The organism is Azospirillum thiophilum (assembly GCF_001305595.1).
GTDB classification, from domain to species: domain Bacteria; phylum Pseudomonadota; class Alphaproteobacteria; order Azospirillales; family Azospirillaceae; genus Azospirillum; species Azospirillum thiophilum.
This window is the reverse complement of sequence record NZ_CP012401.1, coordinates 2,875,998-2,895,113: the sequence shown is the minus strand read 5'-3', so window position 1 is coordinate 2,895,113 and position 19,116 is coordinate 2,875,998. Positions and strand designations below refer to the sequence as shown.

Genomic DNA, 19,116 nt, shown 5'->3' with positions numbered 1-19,116 from the left:
CGAAGCCGGCACACCGAACCGGGAGGAAACGCCGATGACCATGACTCGCGCGAAACGCGCCACCCTGTCTGCTGTCCTGATGCCCGCCGTCCTGCTAACCGTCCTGTGCGGTCCCGCCGCGGCGCAGGGCGGTGCCAGGGCGATGACCTACCAGATTCTGATGGGCGAGGATCCCATCGGCACCGAACAGGTGACGGTCGAACCGCAGGGCGACCGCAGCAAGGTGACCGTCACTGCCACCACGCGGGTGAAGGTGCTGTTCATCAACTTCCGCTACGACCACAAGCGCGAAGAGCTGTGGAAGGGTGGGGTGCTGGAGTCGATGACCGCCAGCACCGACGACGACGGCACCCCGCACAGGATCGACATGGCCCGCGAGGCCGGCGGCTACCGCCTGACCGTCGACGGCAAGACCCAGCAGGTGCCGACGGCAACGCTGCCGCTGACCCTGTGGACGCCGGAGGTTCTGAAACACGGTCAGCTGCTGTCGGTGATCGACGGCGCGCCCTACAAGGTCACGGCGCGCAAGGTCGGGACCGAAACGGTGGAGTCCGGCGGCAAGCCGGTGGAGGCCACGCATCACCGCATCGACGGAGATGTGGAGCGCGACCTGTGGTTCGCGGCGGACGGCACGCTGCTGAAGACGCGCTTCAAACGCAGCGGCTATGATATCACCTATGTTCTGAAGTGATGCCGTCTTGACCTGACCTCCACCGACCGAGGACGCGATGCCGATCTTCCTGTTCCCCGACGACCCCATCTGGAACGAGGAGGCCGACGCGGTGGAACTCGCGGTGCAGGTCGGGGAGTATCAGGGCCGGGTCTTCGTCACCCGCCGCACCCTGCAGGGCATCGTCGGCCATACCCCCAAGCCGGACGAGGCGGTTCAGCAGGTCTGCATGAACCGCTCCCTGGTGGAGCGCGCTGCCGAGCAGCGCATCATGGCCCGTGCGCTCGACCCCGACGCCAACATCCACCTGACCGGGCGCGACCTGCACCGGGCGGCGGGGTAGGGGGCCGGAGGGGGCGGGTCGCCGCCTTATCCCAGCCGGGCGTAGCGGCCGCGGAAATACAGCAGCGGCTCGCCGTCCTCGCGGGCGGTCAGGCTGCGCACGCGGCCCAGCACGATGACATGGTCGCCGCCGTCCAGCAGATGCTCGCGGTCGCATTCCAGCGTGGCGAGGCAGCCGGTCAGCAGGCGGACGCCGCCGCGGCCGGTGGTGGTCTCCAGCCCGGTCCAGCGTTCCTGCTGGTCGCGGCGGGAAAAGCGGTTGGACAGATCCTCCTGGTCGGCTGCCAGGATGTTGACGGCGAAATGCGGCGCCGCGTTGAAGGCGTCGAAGGACATCGCCGCACGGCCCAGGCAGAACTGCACCAGCGGCGGGTCGAGCGACACCGAAGAAAAGGAATTCACCGTGACCCCCAGCGGCAGCCCGTCGGGCGCGATGGTCGTGATGACGGCGATCCCGGTGGCGAAGCAGCCGAGGGCGGAGCGGAACGCAAGGGGATCGATCGGCTGGTCGGTGGTCATGACGTCCTGTGGCATGGGCTGGGTGGGGTATGGGCCGGATGACGATAGGGGCGGGCGGGCGCATCGGCCCAAGGGCCGTGAAGATGACACACAAGGTGGAAGATACCGGCAATTAATCCAGCACGCCTCCTGGTGCAAGCCGCATCTCCAGCCCTGACAACGTCGTTAAACGGATGTTAATGAAACCCGGGCAGGGTTCGGCGGCAGCAGACAGCTTCCGCCTCCGGGGCGATGCGGCGCGCAGGAATCGGCCCTCGGGCCGCGGACCAATCGCTACGGCCAGGGCATGAGCGGGAACACCGGCGGCAACGAGCGGCCGATCATCATCAAGAAGAAGAAGGGCGGGCACGGCGGCCACCATGGTGGCGCCTGGAAGGTGGCCTATGCCGACTTCGTGACCGCGATGATGGCCTTCTTCCTGCTGCTGTGGCTGCTGAACGTCACCACCTCCGACCAGCGCAAGGGCATCGCCGACTATTTCTCGCCCGTCTCGGTCAGCCGCGAGCAGTCGGGTTCCGGCGGCATGCTGGGCGGCAAGACCATCACGGTGCCGGGCGCCCAGATCTCCCCCAGTTCGCCGATGTCGGCCGACGTTCCGGTGTCGGGACCGCCCGGCTATTCGTCGCAGCAGACCGACGATGCCGACGACCCGACGGAGTCGGCCAACGGCCCCGGCCAGGGCGCCACCGGCCAGGGCCAGCCCGGCGGCAACGCCGACACCGCCGGCGCCAACGCCAATGCCTCGGCGGACGTCGCCGACCAGAAGCAGAACGAGACCCGCGCCGAGTTCCAGAAGCGGATGGAGGAACTCGCCAAGCAGCTCGGCATCCCCGGCCAGAAGCCGGGCGAGAAGCTGTCCGACTTCGCCGAGCGGGTGAAGGAGGCGATGGAGAGCCTGCAAGGCGCCGCCAAGGAGGCCCGCCAGTTCCAGCAGGCCGCCACCGAGATCCGCCAGGCCATCCAATCGGTGCCGGAACTGGAGCCGCTGGCCCAGAACCTGATGATCGACCAGACTCCCGAAGGCCTGCGGATCCAGATCGTCGACCAGGACCGCGTCTCGATGTTCCCCGGCGGCTCCGGCCAGATGTACCCGCAGACCCGCCAGCTGGTGCAGCAGGTGGCCAAGGCCCTGTCCAAGCTGCCCAACAAGCTGTCGATCAGCGGCCATACCGACTCCACGCCCTTCTCGTCCGGCTCCGGCCGGGACAATTGGGATTTGTCGACGGAGCGGGCCAACGCCACCCGCCGCGCTCTGCTGTCCGGCGGCGTCGACCCGTTGCGCATCCAGGATGTCGTCGGCAAGGCGGACCGCGATCCGCTGGTCGCCGACCAGCCGAACAGCCCGCGCAACCGCCGGATCACCATGGTCCTGCTGCGCGAGACCCAGGCCGCCCCGGCTACGGGAGGCCAATCAGGCGGCGCCGCCGCGCCCGTCACAGCCCCAGCTGCGACCAAAGCACGATAGGGTTTCACGGCCGCCGGTACTTTGGCGCTAATTTCATAAGGCACCGGCGTCTGAATTCTTGCTTTACCATTGCGTCGCACAACAGGCCGCGCGTTTGCCCCTGTTCAAAGCGCGCGGCGATGGGTCATACTTCTTGCACAAAGCGACATGGCCGGGGCGATGCCGCCCGGCCCGCGATGATCGGTCAGATACAAGCGCGGGGGAGTCTGTGAGCGTACCCGAGGGCAAACCGTCCGACCTTTTGTCATCCTATGATCCCGGGCTGTACTTCGATGAACTGTTCGGATCCATGGATTTGCCGGCCGAACACACGGCGCTGATCCGACGGCGGCTGGCCGCGCTCAACTTCGACGAATTGCGCCGCCGGGCGCAGGACGCCGAGCGGGAGCTCTACAATCTCGGCATCACCTTCATCGTCTATTCCGACAAGGACGCCGTCGACCGCATCCTGCCGTTCGACGTCATCCCGCGCGTGATCTCCGCGCCGGAATGGTCGCATCTGGAGGCCGGCGTCAAGCAGCGCGTCGCCGCGTTGAACCTGTTCCTGCACGACATCTATCACGACCAGAAGATCCTGAAGGACGGCGTGATCCCGCGGGATCTGGTGGAGGGCAACCATAATTTCCGCCCGCAGATGATCGGGGTGGACGTTCCCTTCGACACCTACATCCACATCATGGGCACCGATCTGGTGCGCGACCGCTTCGGGACATTCCGCGTGCTGGAGGACAACGGGCGCGTGCCGTCCGGCGTGTCCTATGTCGTGGAGAACCGCCACATGATGCAGCGGGTCTTCCCCGACCTGATGCAGGACATCGGCATCCGCCCGGTGGACAATTACGGCCACAAGCTGCTGGATGCGATGGTGGAGATCGCACCATCCGGAGTCGACGACCCGCAGGTGGTGCTGCTGTCGCCGGGCACCTACAACTCCGCCTATTTCGAGCATATCTTCCTGGCGCGCGAGATGGGCGTGCCGCTGGTGGAGGGCCGCGATCTGGTGGTGGACAACGACCGCGTCTACATGAAGACGACCAACGGTCTGGCCCCGGTCCATTCGATCTACCGCCGGCTCGACGACGCCTTCCTCGATCCCAAGGCCTTCAACCCCGACAGCCTGCTGGGCGTGCCCGGCATCCTGGAGGCCTACCGCAAGGGCAACGTGGCGCTGGCCAACGCCATCGGCACCGGCGTCGCCGACGACAAGGCGGTCTACTGCTATGTCCCGCGGATGATCAAATATTACCTGGACCAGGATCCGATCATCCCCAATGTCGACACCCGCATCTGCCGCGAGCCCGACGCCCTGCAATACACGCTCGACAATCTGGCCGATCTGGTGGTGAAGCCGGTGGGCGAGGCCGGCGGCTACGGCATCACCATCGGTCCGCGCGCCAACAAGGCCGAACTGGACGACTGCCGGGCCAAGCTGCTGGCCGACCCGTCCAACTACATCAGCCAGCCGGTCGTCGACCTGTCGGTCTGCCCGACGGTGTGTGACGACGCCATCGAACCGCGCCACGTCGATCTGCGTCCCTTCGCCATCACCGGCAAGAGCAGCTGGGTCCTGCCCGGCGGCCTGTCGCGCGTGGCGCTGAAGAAGGGCACGCTGATCGTCAATTCGTCCCAGGGCGGCGGCTCGAAGGACACCTGGGTTCTGGAAGGTGGTGCGGCATGAACCTGCTGTCCCGTTACGCCGAGTGCATTTTCTGGATGGCCCGCTACATGGAGCGGGCCGAGAATCTGGCCCGCATCATGGATGTGCACGAGACCTTCGCGCGCGACACCCGCGGGGCCACCAACTGGTTCTCCATCGTCCAGCTGAACGCGGACGAGAAGGACTTCTTCAGCCGCCACGACCGCCCGACGGCGGAGGCGGTGATCCACTACTACATGTTCGACCCGCAGAACCGGAACTCGCTGCTGTCCATGCTGCGGATGGCGCGGGAGAACGCGCGGACGCTGCGCCCCTGGATCTCGACCGAGATGTGGACGCAGATCAACGTGTTCCACAACAAGCTTCTGGAGATGTCGGTCAAGGACGTCGCGACCCAGAACCTGTCCAAGGTCTGCACCTGGATCAAGGAGGAGTGCCAGACCCACACCGGCATCACCGAGGGCACCTTCTACCGCGACCAGGGCTGGTACTTCTACCAGATGGGCAAATACATCGAGCGGGCGGACCAGACCACGCGCCTGCTCGACATCAAGTACCACACCCTGTTGCCGTCGCCTGTCGAGGTGGGGTCGACGCTGGACGTCAGCCAATGGACGACGGTGCTGCGCTGCACCGCCGGCTACCATGCCTTCCGGCGCGTCTATCCCCGCGGCATGTCGCCGGCCACCGTCGCCGGCTTCATGCTGTTCAACGAGGGGTTTCCGCGCTCGGTGGTGATGTGCGTGCGCCAGATCGACGGGGTGCTGACGCGGATGCGGTCGCGGTATGACCTGCGCGGCGGTTCGGCGGCGATGGAGCGGGTGGACGAGCTGCTGGCCGCCTTGCTGTCCCGTCCGATCGATGCAGTGTTGCGCGACGGGTTGCACGAGTATCTCGACTGGATCCAGCTGCAACTGAGCATCATCACCACGGAGATCGCGCTAGCCTTCTTCGGCGTCCAACCGCCTCTGGCGGTACAGAGCCAGTCGCAGTAAGCTTGGGTATCGGGGAGGGACGTCGATGTCCCTCCCTTGCCCTTCCCACAGTCGCGGTGGTTGTCGGTCAGAATGTCGGTCATCCAGCCACCGCAACGCCCCTTGCAGCAATTCTTCCGGTCGGGGCCGATGCCCTGCCCCTATCTGCCGGGACGTGTCGAACGCAAGCTGTTCACGCGCCTGATCGGTCCCTATGCGACCGAAGTGAACTCAACCCTGTCGCGCGCGGGATTCCGCCGCAGCCACGACATCGTCTATCGGCCGGTCTGCCCCAATTGCCAGGCATGCGTTCCGGTGCGCGTTCCGGTCGGCGATTTCGTGCCGTCGCGCTCGCAACGCCGGGTGTTGAAGCTGAATGCAGGTTTGATGCTGGCCGAACGGCCGGCCTACGCCACGTCGGAGCAATACAGGCTGTTCGCGCTGTACCAGAACTCCCGCCATGGCGATTCCGACATGGCCCGCATGGCGATGGGCGATTTCGCCGCCATGGTGGATGAGGGGCGGGCGGACACCAGCCTGCTGGAGGCGCGCGACGACCGCGGGCAACTGGTGGGATGCATGCTGACCGACCGGCTGTCCGACGGCTATTCGGCGGTCTACAGCTTCTACGACGCGGCCCAGGACCGCCGCAGCCTGGGCACCTTCATGGTCCTTGGACTGATCGAACGGGCGCGGCTGGCCGGCATGCCCTATGTCTATCTCGGCTATTGGATCGCCCACAGCCGCAAGATGGCCTACAAGGCGAAATTCCATCCGCTGGAGTGCCTGGGCGAGGATGGTTGGCGTCCTGCGGCGATCGCGCCGGAAGAGGATGCGGAGGGGTGACGGGGGAATGGCCTTCCCCCTGCCCAAATCCGTACTGGAGGGCAGGGGGAAGGAGCCGGATAGCATCCTTACGCCGCCTTGATGTTGCTGAGGAAGGTTTCGACGTCGTGGCGCATGCGTTCGGCCTGCTGCGACAGTTCGCCGGCGGCATCCAGAACCTGTCCGGCCGCGTTGCCGGCCTCTCCCGCCGCCTGGGTGACCTGAAGGATGCTGCCGGTGACCTCCTGCGTGCCGGCTGCCGCCTGCTGGACGTTGCGGGAGATCTCGGTGGTCGCCGCGCTCTGCTCCTCGATGGCGGCGGCGATCCCCGTGGTGATGTCGTTGATGCTGGAAATCGTGCTGCCGATCCCGGTGATGGCGGTCACCACGCCCTGGGTGGTCTGCTGGATGGCGCCGATCTGCGAGGCGATCTCCTCCGTCGCCTTGGCGGTCTGGCCGGCCAGGCTCTTGACTTCGCTGGCGACGACGGCGAAACCCTTGCCGGCCTCACCGGCGCGGGCGGCCTCGATGGTGGCGTTCAGGGCCAGCAGATTGGTCTGGCTGGCGATGTCGGTGATCAGCCCGACCACCTCGCCGATCTTCTGCGCTGCTTCCGCCAGGCTGCGCACCGCGTTGCTGGTCTGGGTCGCCTCGTTCACCGCCTTGCCGGCGATGTCGGCGGAGCGGGAAATCTGGCTGCCGATCTCGCGGATGGAGCTGGCCATCTCCTCGGTGGCGGTGGCGACGGTCTGGACGTTGGCGCTGGTCTGCTCGGCGGCCGAGGCGACGACGGTGGCCTGGGTGCTGGTCTGCTGCGCCATCGCCGACATGGAATGGGCGGTCGCGTCCAACTCCGACGCGGCAGCGGCCACCGTGCGCAGGGCGGTGCCGGACGAGGTCTCGAACCCAGCCAGCAGCCGCTCGATCACCTCGGTGCGGCGGGCCTTGGCCTGCTGTTCGGCGGCCTCCGCCCTGGCGAGGCGGTCGGCTTCGATCAGGCCGTCCTTGAACACCTGCACCGCACGCGCCATGGCGCCGAGTTCGTCGCCGCGGGAAATGCCGTCGATGGAAACCGCCATGTCCCGGTTGGCGAGCCGCCCCATCACTGCGGTGATCGCCTCGATCGGGCGCAGGACGGTGGCGACGATCATCCAGGCCGCACCGATGCCGACGGTGACGATGAGGCCCAGGATGGCGGCGACCCAAAGCTTGCTCGACTGGTAGACCTCCTCGCCATGGTCGGCCGACCGCTTGCCTTCGGTGGCGTTGAAGTCGACGAGGGATTGCAGAAGATCCTTCGATATGCGGAATTCATCCCGCGATGCGCCGCGGAACAGCGCACCCGCGGCTGCATTGTCGTTGTTCCGTGACAGCGGCAGAAGCTGTTCGCGGCTGATCTTCATGTAATTCTGATAGCTCGTCATGAATTTCCGGTAGGTCTCGGTCTCCCAGCCCGGCACCAGCAGCTTTTCATAGTCGATGCGGCGCGTCTCGATCCGGTTGGCAATCTCCGAAAGCGCCTGTTCTTCCCTCGCCATGTCCGCGTCGGTCGATGCGATCAGGTGGCCGCCCTCCACGGTGCGGTAGAAGTCGAAGGTGGTGTAGAGCCGGGAGATCGCGACGATCGACGGCAGCCAGTTGTCCCGCACGTCCTCCGCCTCGGTGTTGATCGCCGAGAGTTTGCTCAGGGAGAAGAGCCCGAGGCCGACGGTGCAGACCAGAATGGTCAGGATTGCGGCGAATGTCCGGGACTTGACGGTTATATTCGAAATCCATGCCATGGCGGGTGCTCCGTATCCAAGCCTCTCCCGAGCCGGGTTCTTCCGGCCGATGGCGCCAAGTCGAGCGCAGCCGTTGGCGTTGTGGGCGAGAGAAGCGATTGCCGATTGTTTGGCGGCAGGACAGCAAGATGCATACCAAAGGACACCGAACGGCCGGGTAGCTTGCCCACCCTTCGAAATCAAGTGCTTGAGCGGTCGCGGCGGGCGGTGCCGGGCCTTCGATCGATTACCGTTCCTGGCAATATGCGGGGCGCACTTCGCAAAATGCGCTTCCTCTCAAGACGCAACGACGGGGATGGCCGACGCTCCGCAATCCGGAACTACGGGATTCTACGTAGCTCCAACGTAGCCCTTGCCGGTGGAGGGCGGGAAAGGAATAGTCCCGTCCAATCCTATCTTTTGGTATACCCTCGATCCGAGAGAGGGTCGCGTCCTGCCGCGCCCATGCGGCTGCAACAAAAGCAAAAGGGGACGGCTGCGGCCGCGCCCCCGCAACAGGGAGGTTTCTCCTTTGACAGGTCTGCTCAGACTTAGCGGGCTGATCGATGCCGTGAACGAAGGCATCGGCAAGCTGGCCTATTGGCTCGTTCTGGTCGCCGTCGCCGTCAGCGCCACCAATGCGGTTGTCCGCTATGGATTGAACACCAGCTCCAACGCGTGGCTGGAGCTCCAATGGTACTTGTTCTCTGGCGTGTTCCTGCTCTGCGCCGGCTATACGTTCCTGCGCAACGAGCACATCCGCATCGACGTCGTGCTCAGCCGCTTCTCCCGGCGGACGCAGGCCTGGGTGGACGTCTTCGGGATCATCGTCTTCATGTTCCCGATGACGATCCTGATCATGGTGCTGTCCTGGCCGATGTTCATGGACAGCTTCCTCACCAACGAGATGTCGAGCGATGCAGGCGGCCTGATCCGCTGGCCGGCTAAACTCCTGGTCCCTGTCGGCTTCTTCCTGCTCACCGCGCAGGGTGTGTCGGAACTGATCAAGCGCATCGCATTTCTCACCGGCCACCGCAACGAGCCGGGTGAGAAGATGCACAGCCATTCCTAAGGACCGGGAGCACCCCCCAAATGGTCGAGTTCGTATCCGCCAATTTGGCACCGGTCATGTTCGGTGCCCTGGTGTTGTTCCTGTTGATGGGTTTCCCGGTCGCCTTTGCCCTGGCTGCCAACGGTCTGGTGTTCGGCCTGATCGGTATGGAATTGGGATTGCTGACTCCGGCGCTGATGCAGGCCTTGCCCGAACGCGTGTTCGGCATCATGCGCAACGACACGCTGCTGGCAATTCCCTTTTTCACCTTCATGGGCCTGATCCTGGAGCGGTCCGGCATGGCCGAGGATCTGCTCGACACCATCGGCCAGCTGTTCGGGCCGATCCGCGGCGGTCTGGCCTATGCGGTGATCTTTGTCGGCGCGCTGCTGGCGGCAACCACCGGCGTCGTGGCCGCCTCGGTCATCTCGATGGGCCTGATCTCGCTGCCGATCATGCTGCGCTACGGCTATGACCGCCGCATCGCCACGGGCGTCATCGCCGCGTCGGGCACGCTGGCCCAGATCATCCCGCCGTCACTGGTGCTGATCGTGCTGGCCGACCAGCTCGGCCGGTCCGTCGGCGACATGTATGCCGGCGCCCTGATCCCCGGCCTGGTGCTGACAGGCCTCTATACCGGCTACATCATCCTGGTCAGCATCATCCGCCCGGCAGCGGTGCCGGCCCTGCCGCTCGAGGCCCGCACACTGCGGGGCGCCAAGCTGCTGCTGCGGGTCATCACCTCGCTGATGCCGCCGCTGGTGCTGATCTTCCTGGTGCTGGGCACCATCTTCCTCGGCATCGCCACCCCGACGGAGGGCGGCGCCATGGGAGCGGCCGGCGCCATTCTGCTGGCGCTCGCCAAGCGCAAGCTTGGCTGGGGACTGATGCGGCAGGCGATGGATTCCACCGCCAAGCTGTCGTCCTTCGTGCTGTTCATCCTGATCGGGTCGACCGTGTTCGGCCTGGTGTTCCGTGCCGTCAACGGCGATCTGTGGGTAGAACATCTGCTGACCGGCCTGCCGGGCGGCCAGCTGGGCTTCCTGATCGTCTGCAACATCCTGGTCTTCGTCCTGGCCTTCTTCCTCGATTTCTTCGAGCTGGCCTTCATCATCGTTCCCCTGCTGGGACCGGTGGCGGACAAGCTGGGCATCGACCTGATCTGGTTCGGCGTGCTGCTGGGCGTGAACATGCAGACCAGCTTCATGCACCCGCCCTTCGGCTTCGCGCTGTTCTTCCTGCGGTCGGTGGCGCCGAAGTCCGACTATATCGACAAGATCACCGGGATGAAGATCGCGAGGATCACCACCGGACAGATCTATTGGGGTGCGGTGCCCTTCGTGGTCATCCAGCTCATCATGGTCGCCCTCGTCATCAGCTTCCCGCAGCTGGTCGATGCCGGCCGCGACAAGGGGCCCGCGATCAACCTGGACGATGTGAAGATCGAAATCCCGGCCTTCGACAACCAGGAGGTCGCACCGCCCTTCGGTGGTCCGGCGCAGCCGGAATCGAACCCGGCCGACGACATCATGAAGCAGCTTCAGGGCAAGTGACGGCGTCGGGCCGTCGAAGCGGAAAGGGGGGCCGGCTCGACCGGCCCCCTTTTTCATGGGTGCATTTCCCTGACGGGTACCGTCAGCGCGACCGGGTGGCGCCGGACCAGTCGGTCGGGGCGCCGACGACGGGCAGGGCCGTGCCGGCGCCGGTGCCGAGCGACAACATGCGGTCGCTGCCCCCGGTCGGCGGCAGGGCTGCGAACTCCTCCGCCGTCATGCCGGTCAGGATGACGGCCTGACGGTCGTGGGCGTAGCGCAGCTTCTCGCTGGCGACCGTCACCTTGTGTTCGGTCGGAAAACGCGGGGCGCCGACGGTGATGATCGCCTGCTCCACCCGGTTCGACGGTCCCAGCACCAGATCGGTGACGTTGCCGAGGATTCGTCTGCCGTCTGGTGTCTGCACGGTCAACCCGACCAGTTCGATGGGGGGCTGGGTCGCCACCTCCGCCGACGGCACGCCGCCCATGTCGGAGCCGGCGCAGGCACCCAGCACCAGCACCGGCAGAAGGGGGAAGAGGAATCGCAGGGTGGGGCGGCGGTGGTCCATCGGTTCTCTGCCTTTTTCTGACGGCGCACTGGTGTCCGCGATGGCAACAGCGCGCACATGGCCAAAGGTCCCGCGCGCCGAGGGGGTGATCCCATCGCCCGCGCGGGACCTCTTCCGGAGAGGTCAGCCGAAGAAGTAGTCGTGACCCGCGCTCAGGCCGATCTGGTCGACGGTCAGGGTCGAGCCGTCGGTGAAGGCGAAGGTCGTCGCAGAGCCGTTGGTGGTCATGGACATTTCCCAGGCGGCATAGCCATGGAACTCGATCCGGTCGGTACCCTTTTCGAAATAGTTGATCGTATCGAGGCCGAAGCCTCCGGGCGCCTGCTCCATCAGGAAGCGGTCGGCGAACCCGTCCGTGAAGCTGACCATGGTGTCGTTGCCGGTGCCCGGCTGGAACAGGTCGGCACCGCCGTCGCGATAGCTGTCATACAGCAGGTCGTTGCCTGTGCCGCCGATCATGGTGTCGTCGCCGCGCATGCCCTTTAGGATGTCGTCGCCGGTGCCGCCGTTCAGCCAGTCGTTGCCGACGCCGCCGAACAGCTGGTCGTTGCCCGCATCACCCCACATCGAATCGTTGCCGGCCTCGTTCCCGCCATAGGGGTCGCCGAGCCAGTCATTGCCGTCGCCGCCGTGCAACTGGTCGTTGCCGAGACCGCCGATCAGCGAGTCGTTCCCCCGCTCTCCATAGAGCCGGTCATTGCCGCCGGCGCCGTCGACGCGGTCGTCGCCATCCAGACCGTCCATCCGGTCGTCATAGGCGCTGCCGGTCATGGTGTCGTTTTTGGAAGTCCCCCAGAACTGGCGCATGGCGTCTCTCCATCAGTGCCGTTAACGTGCTGTTAACGATTAATCAGATGTTAACCATGAGGCCGCTCCGCTCGAAAAGCGATAAAGGAGCAATACAAAGGGATTTTGAGGAAATGACACAGATGTTCGTATCTTTATCAAATATAAGAACTTAAATATTTCCGATTTCGAATTATTAGTGATGGAAAGCGGGATCTTCTTGTGACCGGCGCGCCGTTTCCTCTCCCGATGGGAGAGGGAGATACCGGCGAAAGGACAGAAGCCGGCCGGCCGAAACGCATGCCGGGCCGGGCAAGGCCGTATGCCGCCACCGCCGGGCTGTGCCGAAGCGGATCGCTCGAAAGAGGTTGGCGCGATCGAGCGCGTCCGAACGGGGCATAGTGCGAGGAGGCAAAAAATAACCGGGCGTTCATGGGAACGCCCGGCGCAGTCGTATACAGGGAGGGTTAGAGACAAGAGAGTGTCTATTCCCTTTGGCCGGGGTACCGCCTTGACATGGATCAACGAACCGTTGCGGGCAGGGCGCGAATCGATCCGCCCGGCTTTACCCCACGGCCAACTCCTCAGCCGTGGCTGTGGCCATGGCCGCCATAGAGGATGGCCGGGTCGGTCTGTACCTCCTGGATCGTCTCCAGCCGGCCGTCGCGCCAGGCGCGGTAGAAACAGCTGCGCCGGCCGGTGTGGCAGGCGACGCCGTCCTGCTCCACCACCAGCAACAGGGTGTCGCCGTCGCAGTCGACACGGAAATCCTTCAGCCGCTGCATCTGGCCGGAGGTTTCCCCCTTGCGCCACAGCCCGCCGCGCGAACGCGACCAGTAGCAGACGCGGCCGGTGGCCAGGGTCTCGACCACCGAGTCCCGGTTCATCCAGGCCATCATCAGGATCTCGCCGGTGCCGTCGGCCTGGGCGATGGCGGGCACCAGCCCGTCGCCGTTGAATCGGATGGCGGCCAGCACCTCGTCATAGGCGGCGGCATCGATCGACGGGATGTCGGTCATGGTTGCGTTCTCCTTGCTCGCGCCGCTCACAGGGCGGCGGCCATCCGGCGGAAACCGGCGTCCAGGTCGCGGATCAGGTCGTCGGGGTGTTCCAGCCCGGCATGCAGGCGCAGGACCTGCCCCGGCTCGGTCCAGCGGGTGGCAGACCGGACGGCGGCCGGCCGCGTCGGCAGGATCAGGCTTTCGAAACCGCCCCAGCTGTAGCCCATGCCGAACAGTTCCATCCCGTCCAGCATCGCCGCCAGCGCCGCGCGCGGCACCTGATCGATGATAATGGAGAACAGGCCGCTCGACCCGGTGAAGTCGCGCTTCCACAGGGCATGGCCGGGAAAGTCGGGGCGGGCGGGATGCAGGATGCGTTTCACCTCCGGCCGGGCCGCCAGCCAGTCGGCCAGCGCCAGGGCGCTGTCCTGGTGCTGGCGCAGGCGCACCGCCAGCGTGCGCAGGCCGCGCAGGCCGAGATAGAGGTCGTCCGGCCCGGCGCAGGCGCCGAATCGGGTGGCCGTCTTCTTCACCTCCGTCCAGGTCGCCGCGTCCTTGCAGGTGACGACGCCCAGCATCGCGTCGGCATGGCCGACCATGTATTTGGTCGCGGCATGGATCGAGATGTCGACACCCTGGTCGAAGGGCCGGAAGAACAGCGGCGTCGCCCAGGTGTTGTCCATCATGACGGTGGCGCCGACCGCTTTCGCCGCTTCGGCGATGGCCGGCACGTCCTGGATTTCGAAGGTCAGCGACCCCGGCGATTCGAGGAAGACCACGCTGGTGTTCGGCCGCAGCAGGGCCGAGATGCCGGCGCCGACGCAGGGGTCGAAGAACTCCACCTCCACGCCGTAGGGAGCCAGCGTCTCGCGGGCGAAGCGCCGGGTCGGGCCATAGGCGCTGTCGGTGATCAGCACATGGTCGCCCGCCTTGGTGAAGGCGGACAGCGCGATGGCGATTGCGGCGAGGCCTGAGCCGGTGTTCACCGCCCGGTAGCCGCCCTCCAGCGCCGCCGCCGCCTCCTCGAAGGCGAAGGTGGTGGGGGTGCCCATGCGGCCGTAATGAACGCCTTCCAGCGTGTTGCGGTCGCTGTCCTCCAGCGCGTCCAGCGTCGGGAACAGCACGGTCGAGCAATGATAGACCGGGGGATTGACGATGCCGTGGTTGTTCCGCGGGTCTCGGCCGGCGTGAACGAGAATCGTGTCCTGGGTGACGTCCTTCATCGACTGTCCGTTTGGCTGGGGCGGCGACCGGCTCCGCAGGGGCGGAACGGCGGGGCCGAACATTGTGTCATCCCGGACGCTCCACGGCCATCGCCGATTGCGTCGGACCGCGCATCCGCTTCCGGGAGATTCTGGTAACACCAGCAATGCACGGAGGATTCGACAAGCCGGATCAAGTTGATGCACTCTTGTCCCACGCGCATGGCTGTGTCGCGATCCCCACAGGGTTGGGCGGCCGGCGTGGTCAGGCGCGTCATCAGACCGCTCAATGCGAAGAACGCAAGAACAGGGTGGAGTTCATAATATGAAGTCAGGGTTCCTGGCCGCCGCCGCGGCGGCCGTCGTCGTTTCCGCCAGTGTCGCCGCCGGCGCCGCCACGCTCGACACCGTCAAGCAGCGCGGCTTCGTGCAGTGCGGCGTGAACGCCGGCCTGCCGGGTTTCGGCAACCCCGACAGCGCCGGCAACTGGACCGGCCTGGACGTCGATTATTGCCGTGCCGTCGCGGTCGCCATCTTCAACGATCCGAACAAGGTCAAGTTCACCCCGCTGTCGGCGCAGCAGCGCTTTCCCGCCATCCAATCCGGCGAGGTCGACCTGCTGTCGCGCAACACCACCGCCACGCTGACCCGCGACACGTCGGTCGGCCTCAACTTCGCCCCGGTCACCTATTATGACGGCCAGGGCTTCATGGTTCCGAAGAAGCTGGGCGTGAAGAGCGCCAAGGAACTGAACGGCGCCACCGTCTGCGTCCAGTCCGGCACCACGACCGAGCTGAACCTGGCGGACTATTTCCGCGCCAACAACATGACCTACAACCCGGTCGTCATCGAGTCGAACGACGAGGTGAACGCCGCCTACTTCGCCGGCCGCTGCGACGTGCTGACGACCGACGTGTCCGGCCTGGCCGGCACCCGCGCCGGTGTCGCCCCGGTTCCGGACGACCATGTCATCCTGCCGGAAGTCATCTCCAAGGAGCCGCTGGCCCCGGCGGTGCGCCATGGCGACGACCAGTGGTTCGACATCGTGAAGTGGACGGTCTTCGCGACCATCCAGGCCGAGGAGTTCGGCATCACCTCGAAGAACATCGACGAGTTCACCAACTCCAAGAACCCGGACATCCAGCGCTATCTCGGCACCACGCCGGGCATGGGCAAGGCCCTGGGTCTGGACGAGAAGTGGGCCTACAACGTCGTCAAGAAGGTCGGCAGCTATGCCGAGATCTTCGACCGCAACGTCGGTCCGGGCACCCCGCTCAAGCTGGAGCGCGGCCTGAACGGCCTGTGGACCAAGGGCGGCCTGATGTACGCCCAGCCGTTCCGGTAAGCTTATCGACAGAAGGCCGCCCGTCAGCAGTTCAACGGGGGCGGCCTTCCGATTGAGGAGCGGTCGCGAAGGGTGTCGATGAAACGCCCGCGCAACAGGCCGCATTGGGAGACATGTCGCATCCAAACGGTGTGGGAAATGCCCGGAAGAACGTCCGGGACCGCGTGGGCACCGTCTGGGGCGCGACAGTTGGGGGAGAGTAGTCCGTGGCGACCGAGACCCGGACCACCCAAGGCGCTCCGCCGCCGGGTGGCGTATCGTTTTCCCTCAGCGACCCGACGTTCCGCGCCATCGTCTACCAGATCCTGGTGGTCGGCGCGGTCGTTCTGGTCGGCTGGTTCCTGATTTCCAACACGCTCGACAACCTCGCGCGGCGGTCGATCGCGACCGGTTACGATTTCCTCGAGCGTGAGGCTGCCTTCGGCATCGGCGAGTCGCTGATCGACTATTCGCCGAAGGACAGCTATGGCCGGGCCTTCCTCGTCGGCGTGCTGAACACGCTGAAGGTGTCGGTGATCGGCGTCCTGCTGGCAACGATCATCGGCACGGTGGTCGGTGTCGCCCGCCTGTCGAGCAACTGGCTGATCGCCAGGCTTGCCTCGAGCTTCGTCGAGATCGTGCGCAACATCCCGCCGCTGCTGCAGCTGTTCTTCTGGTATGCGCTGGTCGCGGAAAGCCTGCCGCCGGTGCGCCAGGCGCTGAACCCGGTTCCGGGCGTGTTCCTGTCGCAGCGCGGTTTGCGCGTGCCGGTTCCGGCTGCCGATCCCGTCTGGGCCACCATGGGCATCGCATTGGCGGTTGCACTGCTGCTGATCTGGGGCCTCTCGCGCTGGGCCAAGGCACGGCAGGCGCGTACCGGGCAACCCTTCCCCATGGGCTGGACCGGGCTCGGCCTGATCCTCGGCCTGCCGCTGCTTGCCTGGCTGGCCGGCGGGGCACCGATCGCGATGGACGTGCCGAAGCTGACCGGCTTCAATTTCACCGGCGGCGCCGCCGTCTCGCCGGAATTCTTCGCCATCCTGACCGGCCTGACCGTCTACACCTCCGCCTTCATCGCCGAAGTGGTGCGCAGCGGCATCACCGCGGTCAACTGGGGCCAGACCGAGGCGGCGCGTGCGCTCGGCCTGCCGAGCGGTCCGACCCTGCGTCTGGTGATCCTGCCGCAGGCGCTGCGGGTCATCGTGCCGCCGCTGACCAGCCAGTATCTGAACCTGACCAAGAACAGCTCGCTGGCGCTGGCCATCGGCTATCCGGATCTGGTGTCCATCGCCAACACGACGCTGAACCAGACCGGCCAGGCGATCGAGGGCGTGACGATGATCATGGGAACCTATCTGGTGATCAGCCTGAGCATCTCGATCTTCATGAACTGGTACAACAAGCGCATCGCGCTGGTGGAGCGGTAACCGCCATGACCGACAACGTGCAAAACGCGCAAAGCGTCGGGCTGCCGGACGAACGTCCGCCGTCCAACATCGTCGGCCCCCTGGCGTGGCTGCGCAACAACCTGTTCAACAGCTGGTACAACGCCATCCTGACCGTGCTGGTGCTGGGGTTGCTGGCGACGGCGGTTCCGCCCTTCGTCAACTGGTTGCTGATTCGGGCGCACGGCTTCGACGCCGCCTCCACCGTCTGCCGCCAGGATGCCGGCGGCGCCTGCTGGGGCTTCATCAGCGAAAAGCTGCGCTTCATCATGTTCGGGATGTTCCCGTGGGATGAGCAGTGGCGCCCGCTGGTGACGATCTGCGTCATCATCGCGCTGCTGGTCGTCAGCTGCGACCGCCGCTTCTGGAAGCCATGGCTCGGGCTGGTCTGGGCTGCCGGGCTGGCGCTGGTGGCAGTCCTGATGTGGGGCGGCGTGCTCGGCCTGACCTATGTCGAGAACACGCTGTGGGGCGGCCTGCCGCTGACCCTCATCCTGTCGGTGATCGGTCTGGCCGTGGCCTTCCCGGCGGCGATCCTGCTGGCGCTCGGCCGCCGGTCGAACATGCCGGCGGTGAAGGTGCTGTGCGTCACCTACATCGAGTTGATCCGCGGCGTGCCGCTGATCAGCCTGCTGTTCATGGCGTCGGTGATGCTGCCGCTGTTCCTGCCGAACGGCGTGTCGATCGACAAGCTGCTGCGCGCGCAGATCGCCTTCATCATGTTCGCCGCCGCCTATATGGCCGAGGCGATCCGCGGCGGCCTGCAGGCGATCCCGAAGGGCCAGTACGAGGCGGCCGACGGGCTGGGTCTGTCCTATTGGCAGAAGATGCGCAAGATCGTCCTGCCGCAGGCGCTGGCCGTTGCCATCCCGCCGTTGGTGAACACCTTCATCAGCTTCTTCAAGGATACCTCGCTGGTCATCATCATCGGCCTGTACGACCTGCTCGGTACTGCCAAGGCCGCGCTGTCCGATCCGTCCTGGCGCGGTTTCTACCGCGAGGCCTATCTGTTCATCGGCGTGATCTACTGGGTCTTCTGCTTCAGCATGTCGAAATACAGCCAGAAGCTCGAACGCGATCTCAATCGCGGCCACCGCCGCTAGATCCCACGCCGTCAAGGGAGTCCACCACCCATGTCCCAGGCCATGTCCCAGGGCGCCGTCAAGCCCAAGCACACTCTGAGCGGCGAGGAGATCATCCGCTGCACGGGCGTCAACAAGTGGTACGGCGAATTCCACGTTCTGAAGAACATCGATCTCAGCGTCCAGAAGGGCGAGCGCATCGTCGTCTGCGGCCCATCGGGGTCCGGAAAATCGACGATGATCCGCTGCCTGAACCGGCTGGAGGAGCATCAGAAGGGCAGCATCGTCATCGATGGCATCGAGCTGACCAATAACCTGAAGAACATCGAGCTGGTCCGCCGCGAGGTCGGCATGGTGTTCCAGCACTTCAACCTGTTCCCGCACCTGACCGTGCTGGAGAACTGCACGCTGGCGCCAATCTGGGTTCGCAAGAAGCCGAAGGCCGAGGCGGAAGAGATCGCGATGAGCTACCTGAAGCGGGTGCGCATCGCCGAGCAGGCCCTGAAATATCCGGGCCAGCTGTCGGGCGGACAGCAGCAGCGCGTCGCCATCGCGCGGTCGCTGTGCATGAGCCCGAAGGTGATGCTGTTCGACGAGCCGACCTCCGCCCTTGACCCGGAAATGGTCAAGGAGGTGCTGGACGTCATGATCGGGCTGGCGGAAGACGGCATGACCATGCTGTGCGTGACCCACGAGATGGGTTTCGCCAAGTCGGTCGCCGACCGCGTCATCTTCATGGATCGCGGCGAGATCGTCGAGCAGGACACGCCCGACGCCTTCTTCTCGAATCCGAAGTCGGAGCGCACGCGCCTCTTCCTCAGCCAAATCCTGAACCACTGACCGCGGTGGCGGGCCGGCAGTTCCTTCCGACTCGCCATTCGGAAACAAAATACCTCGACTCCCGGTGCGC

18 protein-coding genes are annotated in these 19,116 nt (G+C 65.6%); 12 read left to right on the top strand and 6 right to left on the bottom strand.

The window, feature by feature from the left end; genetic code table 11:
• Nucleotides 1-34 precede the first annotated feature (34 nt).
• Complete coding sequence (locus AL072_RS13395; RefSeq protein WP_045582139.1) at nt 35-691, top strand: DUF6134 family protein; 657 nt, start codon at nt 35-37, stop codon at nt 689-691.
• A 37-nt stretch (nt 692-728) separates the two neighbouring features.
• On the top strand, nt 729-1,013 hold the full coding sequence (locus AL072_RS13390) for a DUF1488 family protein (RefSeq protein WP_045582140.1): 285 nt from the start codon (nt 729-731) through the stop codon (nt 1,011-1,013).
• Nucleotides 1,014-1,039: 26 nt separating this feature from the next.
• On the opposite strand, the gene AL072_RS13385 is transcribed toward AL072_RS13390, so the two are convergent.
• Nucleotides 1,040-1,531: a flavin reductase family protein gene (locus AL072_RS13385; protein WP_045582680.1), complete on the bottom strand. Its 492-nt coding sequence runs from the start codon at nt 1,529-1,531 to the stop codon at nt 1,040-1,042.
• Between the two features lie 286 nt (nt 1,532-1,817).
• On the opposite strand from AL072_RS13385, the gene AL072_RS13380 reads away from it, so the two are divergent.
• From AL072_RS13380 to AL072_RS13365, 4 genes are all read left to right on the top strand, one after another.
• Complete coding sequence (locus AL072_RS13380; RefSeq protein ID WP_045582141.1) at nt 1,818-2,996, top strand: flagellar motor protein MotB; 1,179 nt, start codon at nt 1,818-1,820, stop codon at nt 2,994-2,996.
• Between the two features lie 289 nt (nt 2,997-3,285).
• The gene (locus AL072_RS13375; protein ID WP_245636692.1) at nt 3,286-4,674 is read left to right on the top strand and encodes a circularly permuted type 2 ATP-grasp protein; all 1,389 of its coding nucleotides are present in this window, start codon (nt 3,286-3,288) and stop codon (nt 4,672-4,674) included.
• Nucleotides 4,671-5,648 carry an alpha-E domain-containing protein gene (locus AL072_RS13370; protein WP_045582143.1) on the top strand — a complete coding sequence of 326 codons (978 nt, stop codon included), beginning with the start codon at nt 4,671-4,673 and terminating at the stop codon, nt 5,646-5,648. Before AL072_RS13375 ends, AL072_RS13370 begins: the two co-directional genes overlap by 4 nt.
• Nucleotides 5,649-5,720: 72 nt before the next feature.
• Nucleotides 5,721-6,473, top strand: coding sequence for an arginyltransferase (locus AL072_RS13365; protein WP_045582144.1), 753 nt, complete (start codon nt 5,721-5,723; stop codon nt 6,471-6,473).
• A 68-nt stretch (nt 6,474-6,541) separates the two neighbouring features.
• Here AL072_RS13365 and AL072_RS13360 read toward each other — a convergent pair whose 3' ends face one another.
• Nucleotides 6,542-8,233, bottom strand: a complete 1,692-nt coding sequence (locus AL072_RS13360) for a methyl-accepting chemotaxis protein (protein ID WP_045582145.1) — start codon at nt 8,231-8,233, stop codon at nt 6,542-6,544.
• A gap of 511 nt (nt 8,234-8,744) precedes the next feature.
• Here AL072_RS13360 and AL072_RS13355 point away from each other — a divergent pair.
• Together AL072_RS13355 and AL072_RS13350 are read left to right on the top strand one after the other, a co-directional pair.
• On the top strand, nt 8,745-9,284 hold the full coding sequence (locus AL072_RS13355) for a TRAP transporter small permease subunit (RefSeq protein ID WP_045582146.1): 540 nt from the start codon (nt 8,745-8,747) through the stop codon (nt 9,282-9,284).
• 20 nt (nt 9,285-9,304) lie between these two features.
• Nucleotides 9,305-10,816, top strand: a complete 1,512-nt coding sequence (locus AL072_RS13350; protein WP_045582147.1) for a TRAP transporter large permease — start codon at nt 9,305-9,307, stop codon at nt 10,814-10,816.
• Between the two features lie 82 nt (nt 10,817-10,898).
• On the opposite strand, the gene AL072_RS13345 is transcribed toward AL072_RS13350, so the two are convergent.
• The 4 genes from AL072_RS13345 to metC form a co-directional block, all read right to left on the bottom strand.
• A complete protein-coding gene (locus tag AL072_RS13345) occupies nt 10,899-11,366 on the bottom strand; it encodes a hypothetical protein (protein WP_045582148.1) in 468 nt (155 codons plus the stop codon).
• 123 nt (nt 11,367-11,489) lie between these two features.
• On the bottom strand, nt 11,490-12,173 hold the full coding sequence (locus tag AL072_RS13340; protein WP_045582149.1) for a calcium-binding protein: 684 nt from the start codon (nt 12,171-12,173) through the stop codon (nt 11,490-11,492).
• A gap of 563 nt (nt 12,174-12,736) precedes the next feature.
• A complete protein-coding gene (gene hisI, locus AL072_RS13335; protein ID WP_045582150.1) occupies nt 12,737-13,171 on the bottom strand; it encodes a phosphoribosyl-AMP cyclohydrolase in 435 nt (144 codons plus the stop codon).
• 26 nt (nt 13,172-13,197) lie between these two features.
• Complete coding sequence (metC, locus tag AL072_RS13330; protein WP_045582151.1) at nt 13,198-14,376, bottom strand: cystathionine beta-lyase; 1,179 nt, start codon at nt 14,374-14,376, stop codon at nt 13,198-13,200.
• 304 nt (nt 14,377-14,680) lie between these two features.
• On the opposite strand from metC, the gene AL072_RS13325 reads away from it, so the two are divergent.
• The 4 genes from AL072_RS13325 (at nt 14,681) to AL072_RS13310 (ending at nt 19,046) form a co-directional block, all read left to right on the top strand.
• The gene (locus AL072_RS13325) at nt 14,681-15,700 is read left to right on the top strand and encodes an amino acid ABC transporter substrate-binding protein (protein ID WP_045582152.1); all 1,020 of its coding nucleotides are present in this window, start codon (nt 14,681-14,683) and stop codon (nt 15,698-15,700) included.
• 206 nt (nt 15,701-15,906) lie between these two features.
• On the top strand, nt 15,907-17,106 hold the full coding sequence (locus AL072_RS13320; RefSeq protein ID WP_045582153.1) for an amino acid ABC transporter permease: 1,200 nt from the start codon (nt 15,907-15,909) through the stop codon (nt 17,104-17,106).
• Between the two features lie 5 nt (nt 17,107-17,111).
• The gene (locus AL072_RS13315) at nt 17,112-18,227 is read left to right on the top strand and encodes an amino acid ABC transporter permease (RefSeq protein WP_045582154.1); all 1,116 of its coding nucleotides are present in this window, start codon (nt 17,112-17,114) and stop codon (nt 18,225-18,227) included.
• A 30-nt stretch (nt 18,228-18,257) separates the two neighbouring features.
• Entirely contained in the window at nt 18,258-19,046 is a 789-nt protein-coding gene (locus AL072_RS13310) for an amino acid ABC transporter ATP-binding protein (protein ID WP_281178644.1), read from the top strand.
• Nucleotides 19,047-19,116: the final 70 nt, after the last annotated feature.

What these genes read in the sequence shown, in the direction of transcription:
- AL072_RS13395 (WP_045582139.1), top strand. Translation starts at nt 35, where the DNA reads ATGACCATGACTCGCGCGAAACGCGCCACCCTGTCTGCTGTCCTGATG.
- AL072_RS13390 (WP_045582140.1), top strand. Translation starts at nt 729, where the DNA reads ATGCCGATCTTCCTGTTCCCCGACGACCCCATCTGGAACGAGGAGGCC.
- AL072_RS13385 (WP_045582680.1), bottom strand. Translation starts at nt 1,531, where the DNA reads ATGACCACCGACCAGCCGATCGATCCCCTTGCGTTCCGCTCCGCCCTC.
- AL072_RS13380 (WP_045582141.1), top strand. Translation starts at nt 1,818, where the DNA reads ATGAGCGGGAACACCGGCGGCAACGAGCGGCCGATCATCATCAAGAAG.
- AL072_RS13375 (WP_245636692.1), top strand. Translation starts at nt 3,286, where the DNA reads ATGGATTTGCCGGCCGAACACACGGCGCTGATCCGACGGCGGCTGGCC.
- AL072_RS13370 (WP_045582143.1), top strand. Translation starts at nt 4,671, where the DNA reads ATGAACCTGCTGTCCCGTTACGCCGAGTGCATTTTCTGGATGGCCCGC.
- AL072_RS13365 (WP_045582144.1), top strand. Translation starts at nt 5,721, where the DNA reads ATGTCGGTCATCCAGCCACCGCAACGCCCCTTGCAGCAATTCTTCCGG.
- AL072_RS13360 (WP_045582145.1), bottom strand. Translation starts at nt 8,233, where the DNA reads ATGGCATGGATTTCGAATATAACCGTCAAGTCCCGGACATTCGCCGCA.
- AL072_RS13350 (WP_045582147.1), top strand. Translation starts at nt 9,305, where the DNA reads ATGGTCGAGTTCGTATCCGCCAATTTGGCACCGGTCATGTTCGGTGCC.
- AL072_RS13345 (WP_045582148.1), bottom strand. Translation starts at nt 11,366, where the DNA reads ATGGACCACCGCCGCCCCACCCTGCGATTCCTCTTCCCCCTTCTGCCG.
- AL072_RS13340 (WP_045582149.1), bottom strand. Translation starts at nt 12,173, where the DNA reads ATGCGCCAGTTCTGGGGGACTTCCAAAAACGACACCATGACCGGCAGC.
- hisI (WP_045582150.1), bottom strand. Translation starts at nt 13,171, where the DNA reads ATGACCGACATCCCGTCGATCGATGCCGCCGCCTATGACGAGGTGCTG.
- metC (WP_045582151.1), bottom strand. Translation starts at nt 14,376, where the DNA reads ATGAAGGACGTCACCCAGGACACGATTCTCGTTCACGCCGGCCGAGAC.
- AL072_RS13325 (WP_045582152.1), top strand. Translation starts at nt 14,681, where the DNA reads ATGAAGTCAGGGTTCCTGGCCGCCGCCGCGGCGGCCGTCGTCGTTTCC.
- AL072_RS13315 (WP_045582154.1), top strand. Translation starts at nt 17,112, where the DNA reads ATGACCGACAACGTGCAAAACGCGCAAAGCGTCGGGCTGCCGGACGAA.
- AL072_RS13310 (WP_281178644.1), top strand. Translation starts at nt 18,258, where the DNA reads ATGTCCCAGGCCATGTCCCAGGGCGCCGTCAAGCCCAAGCACACTCTG.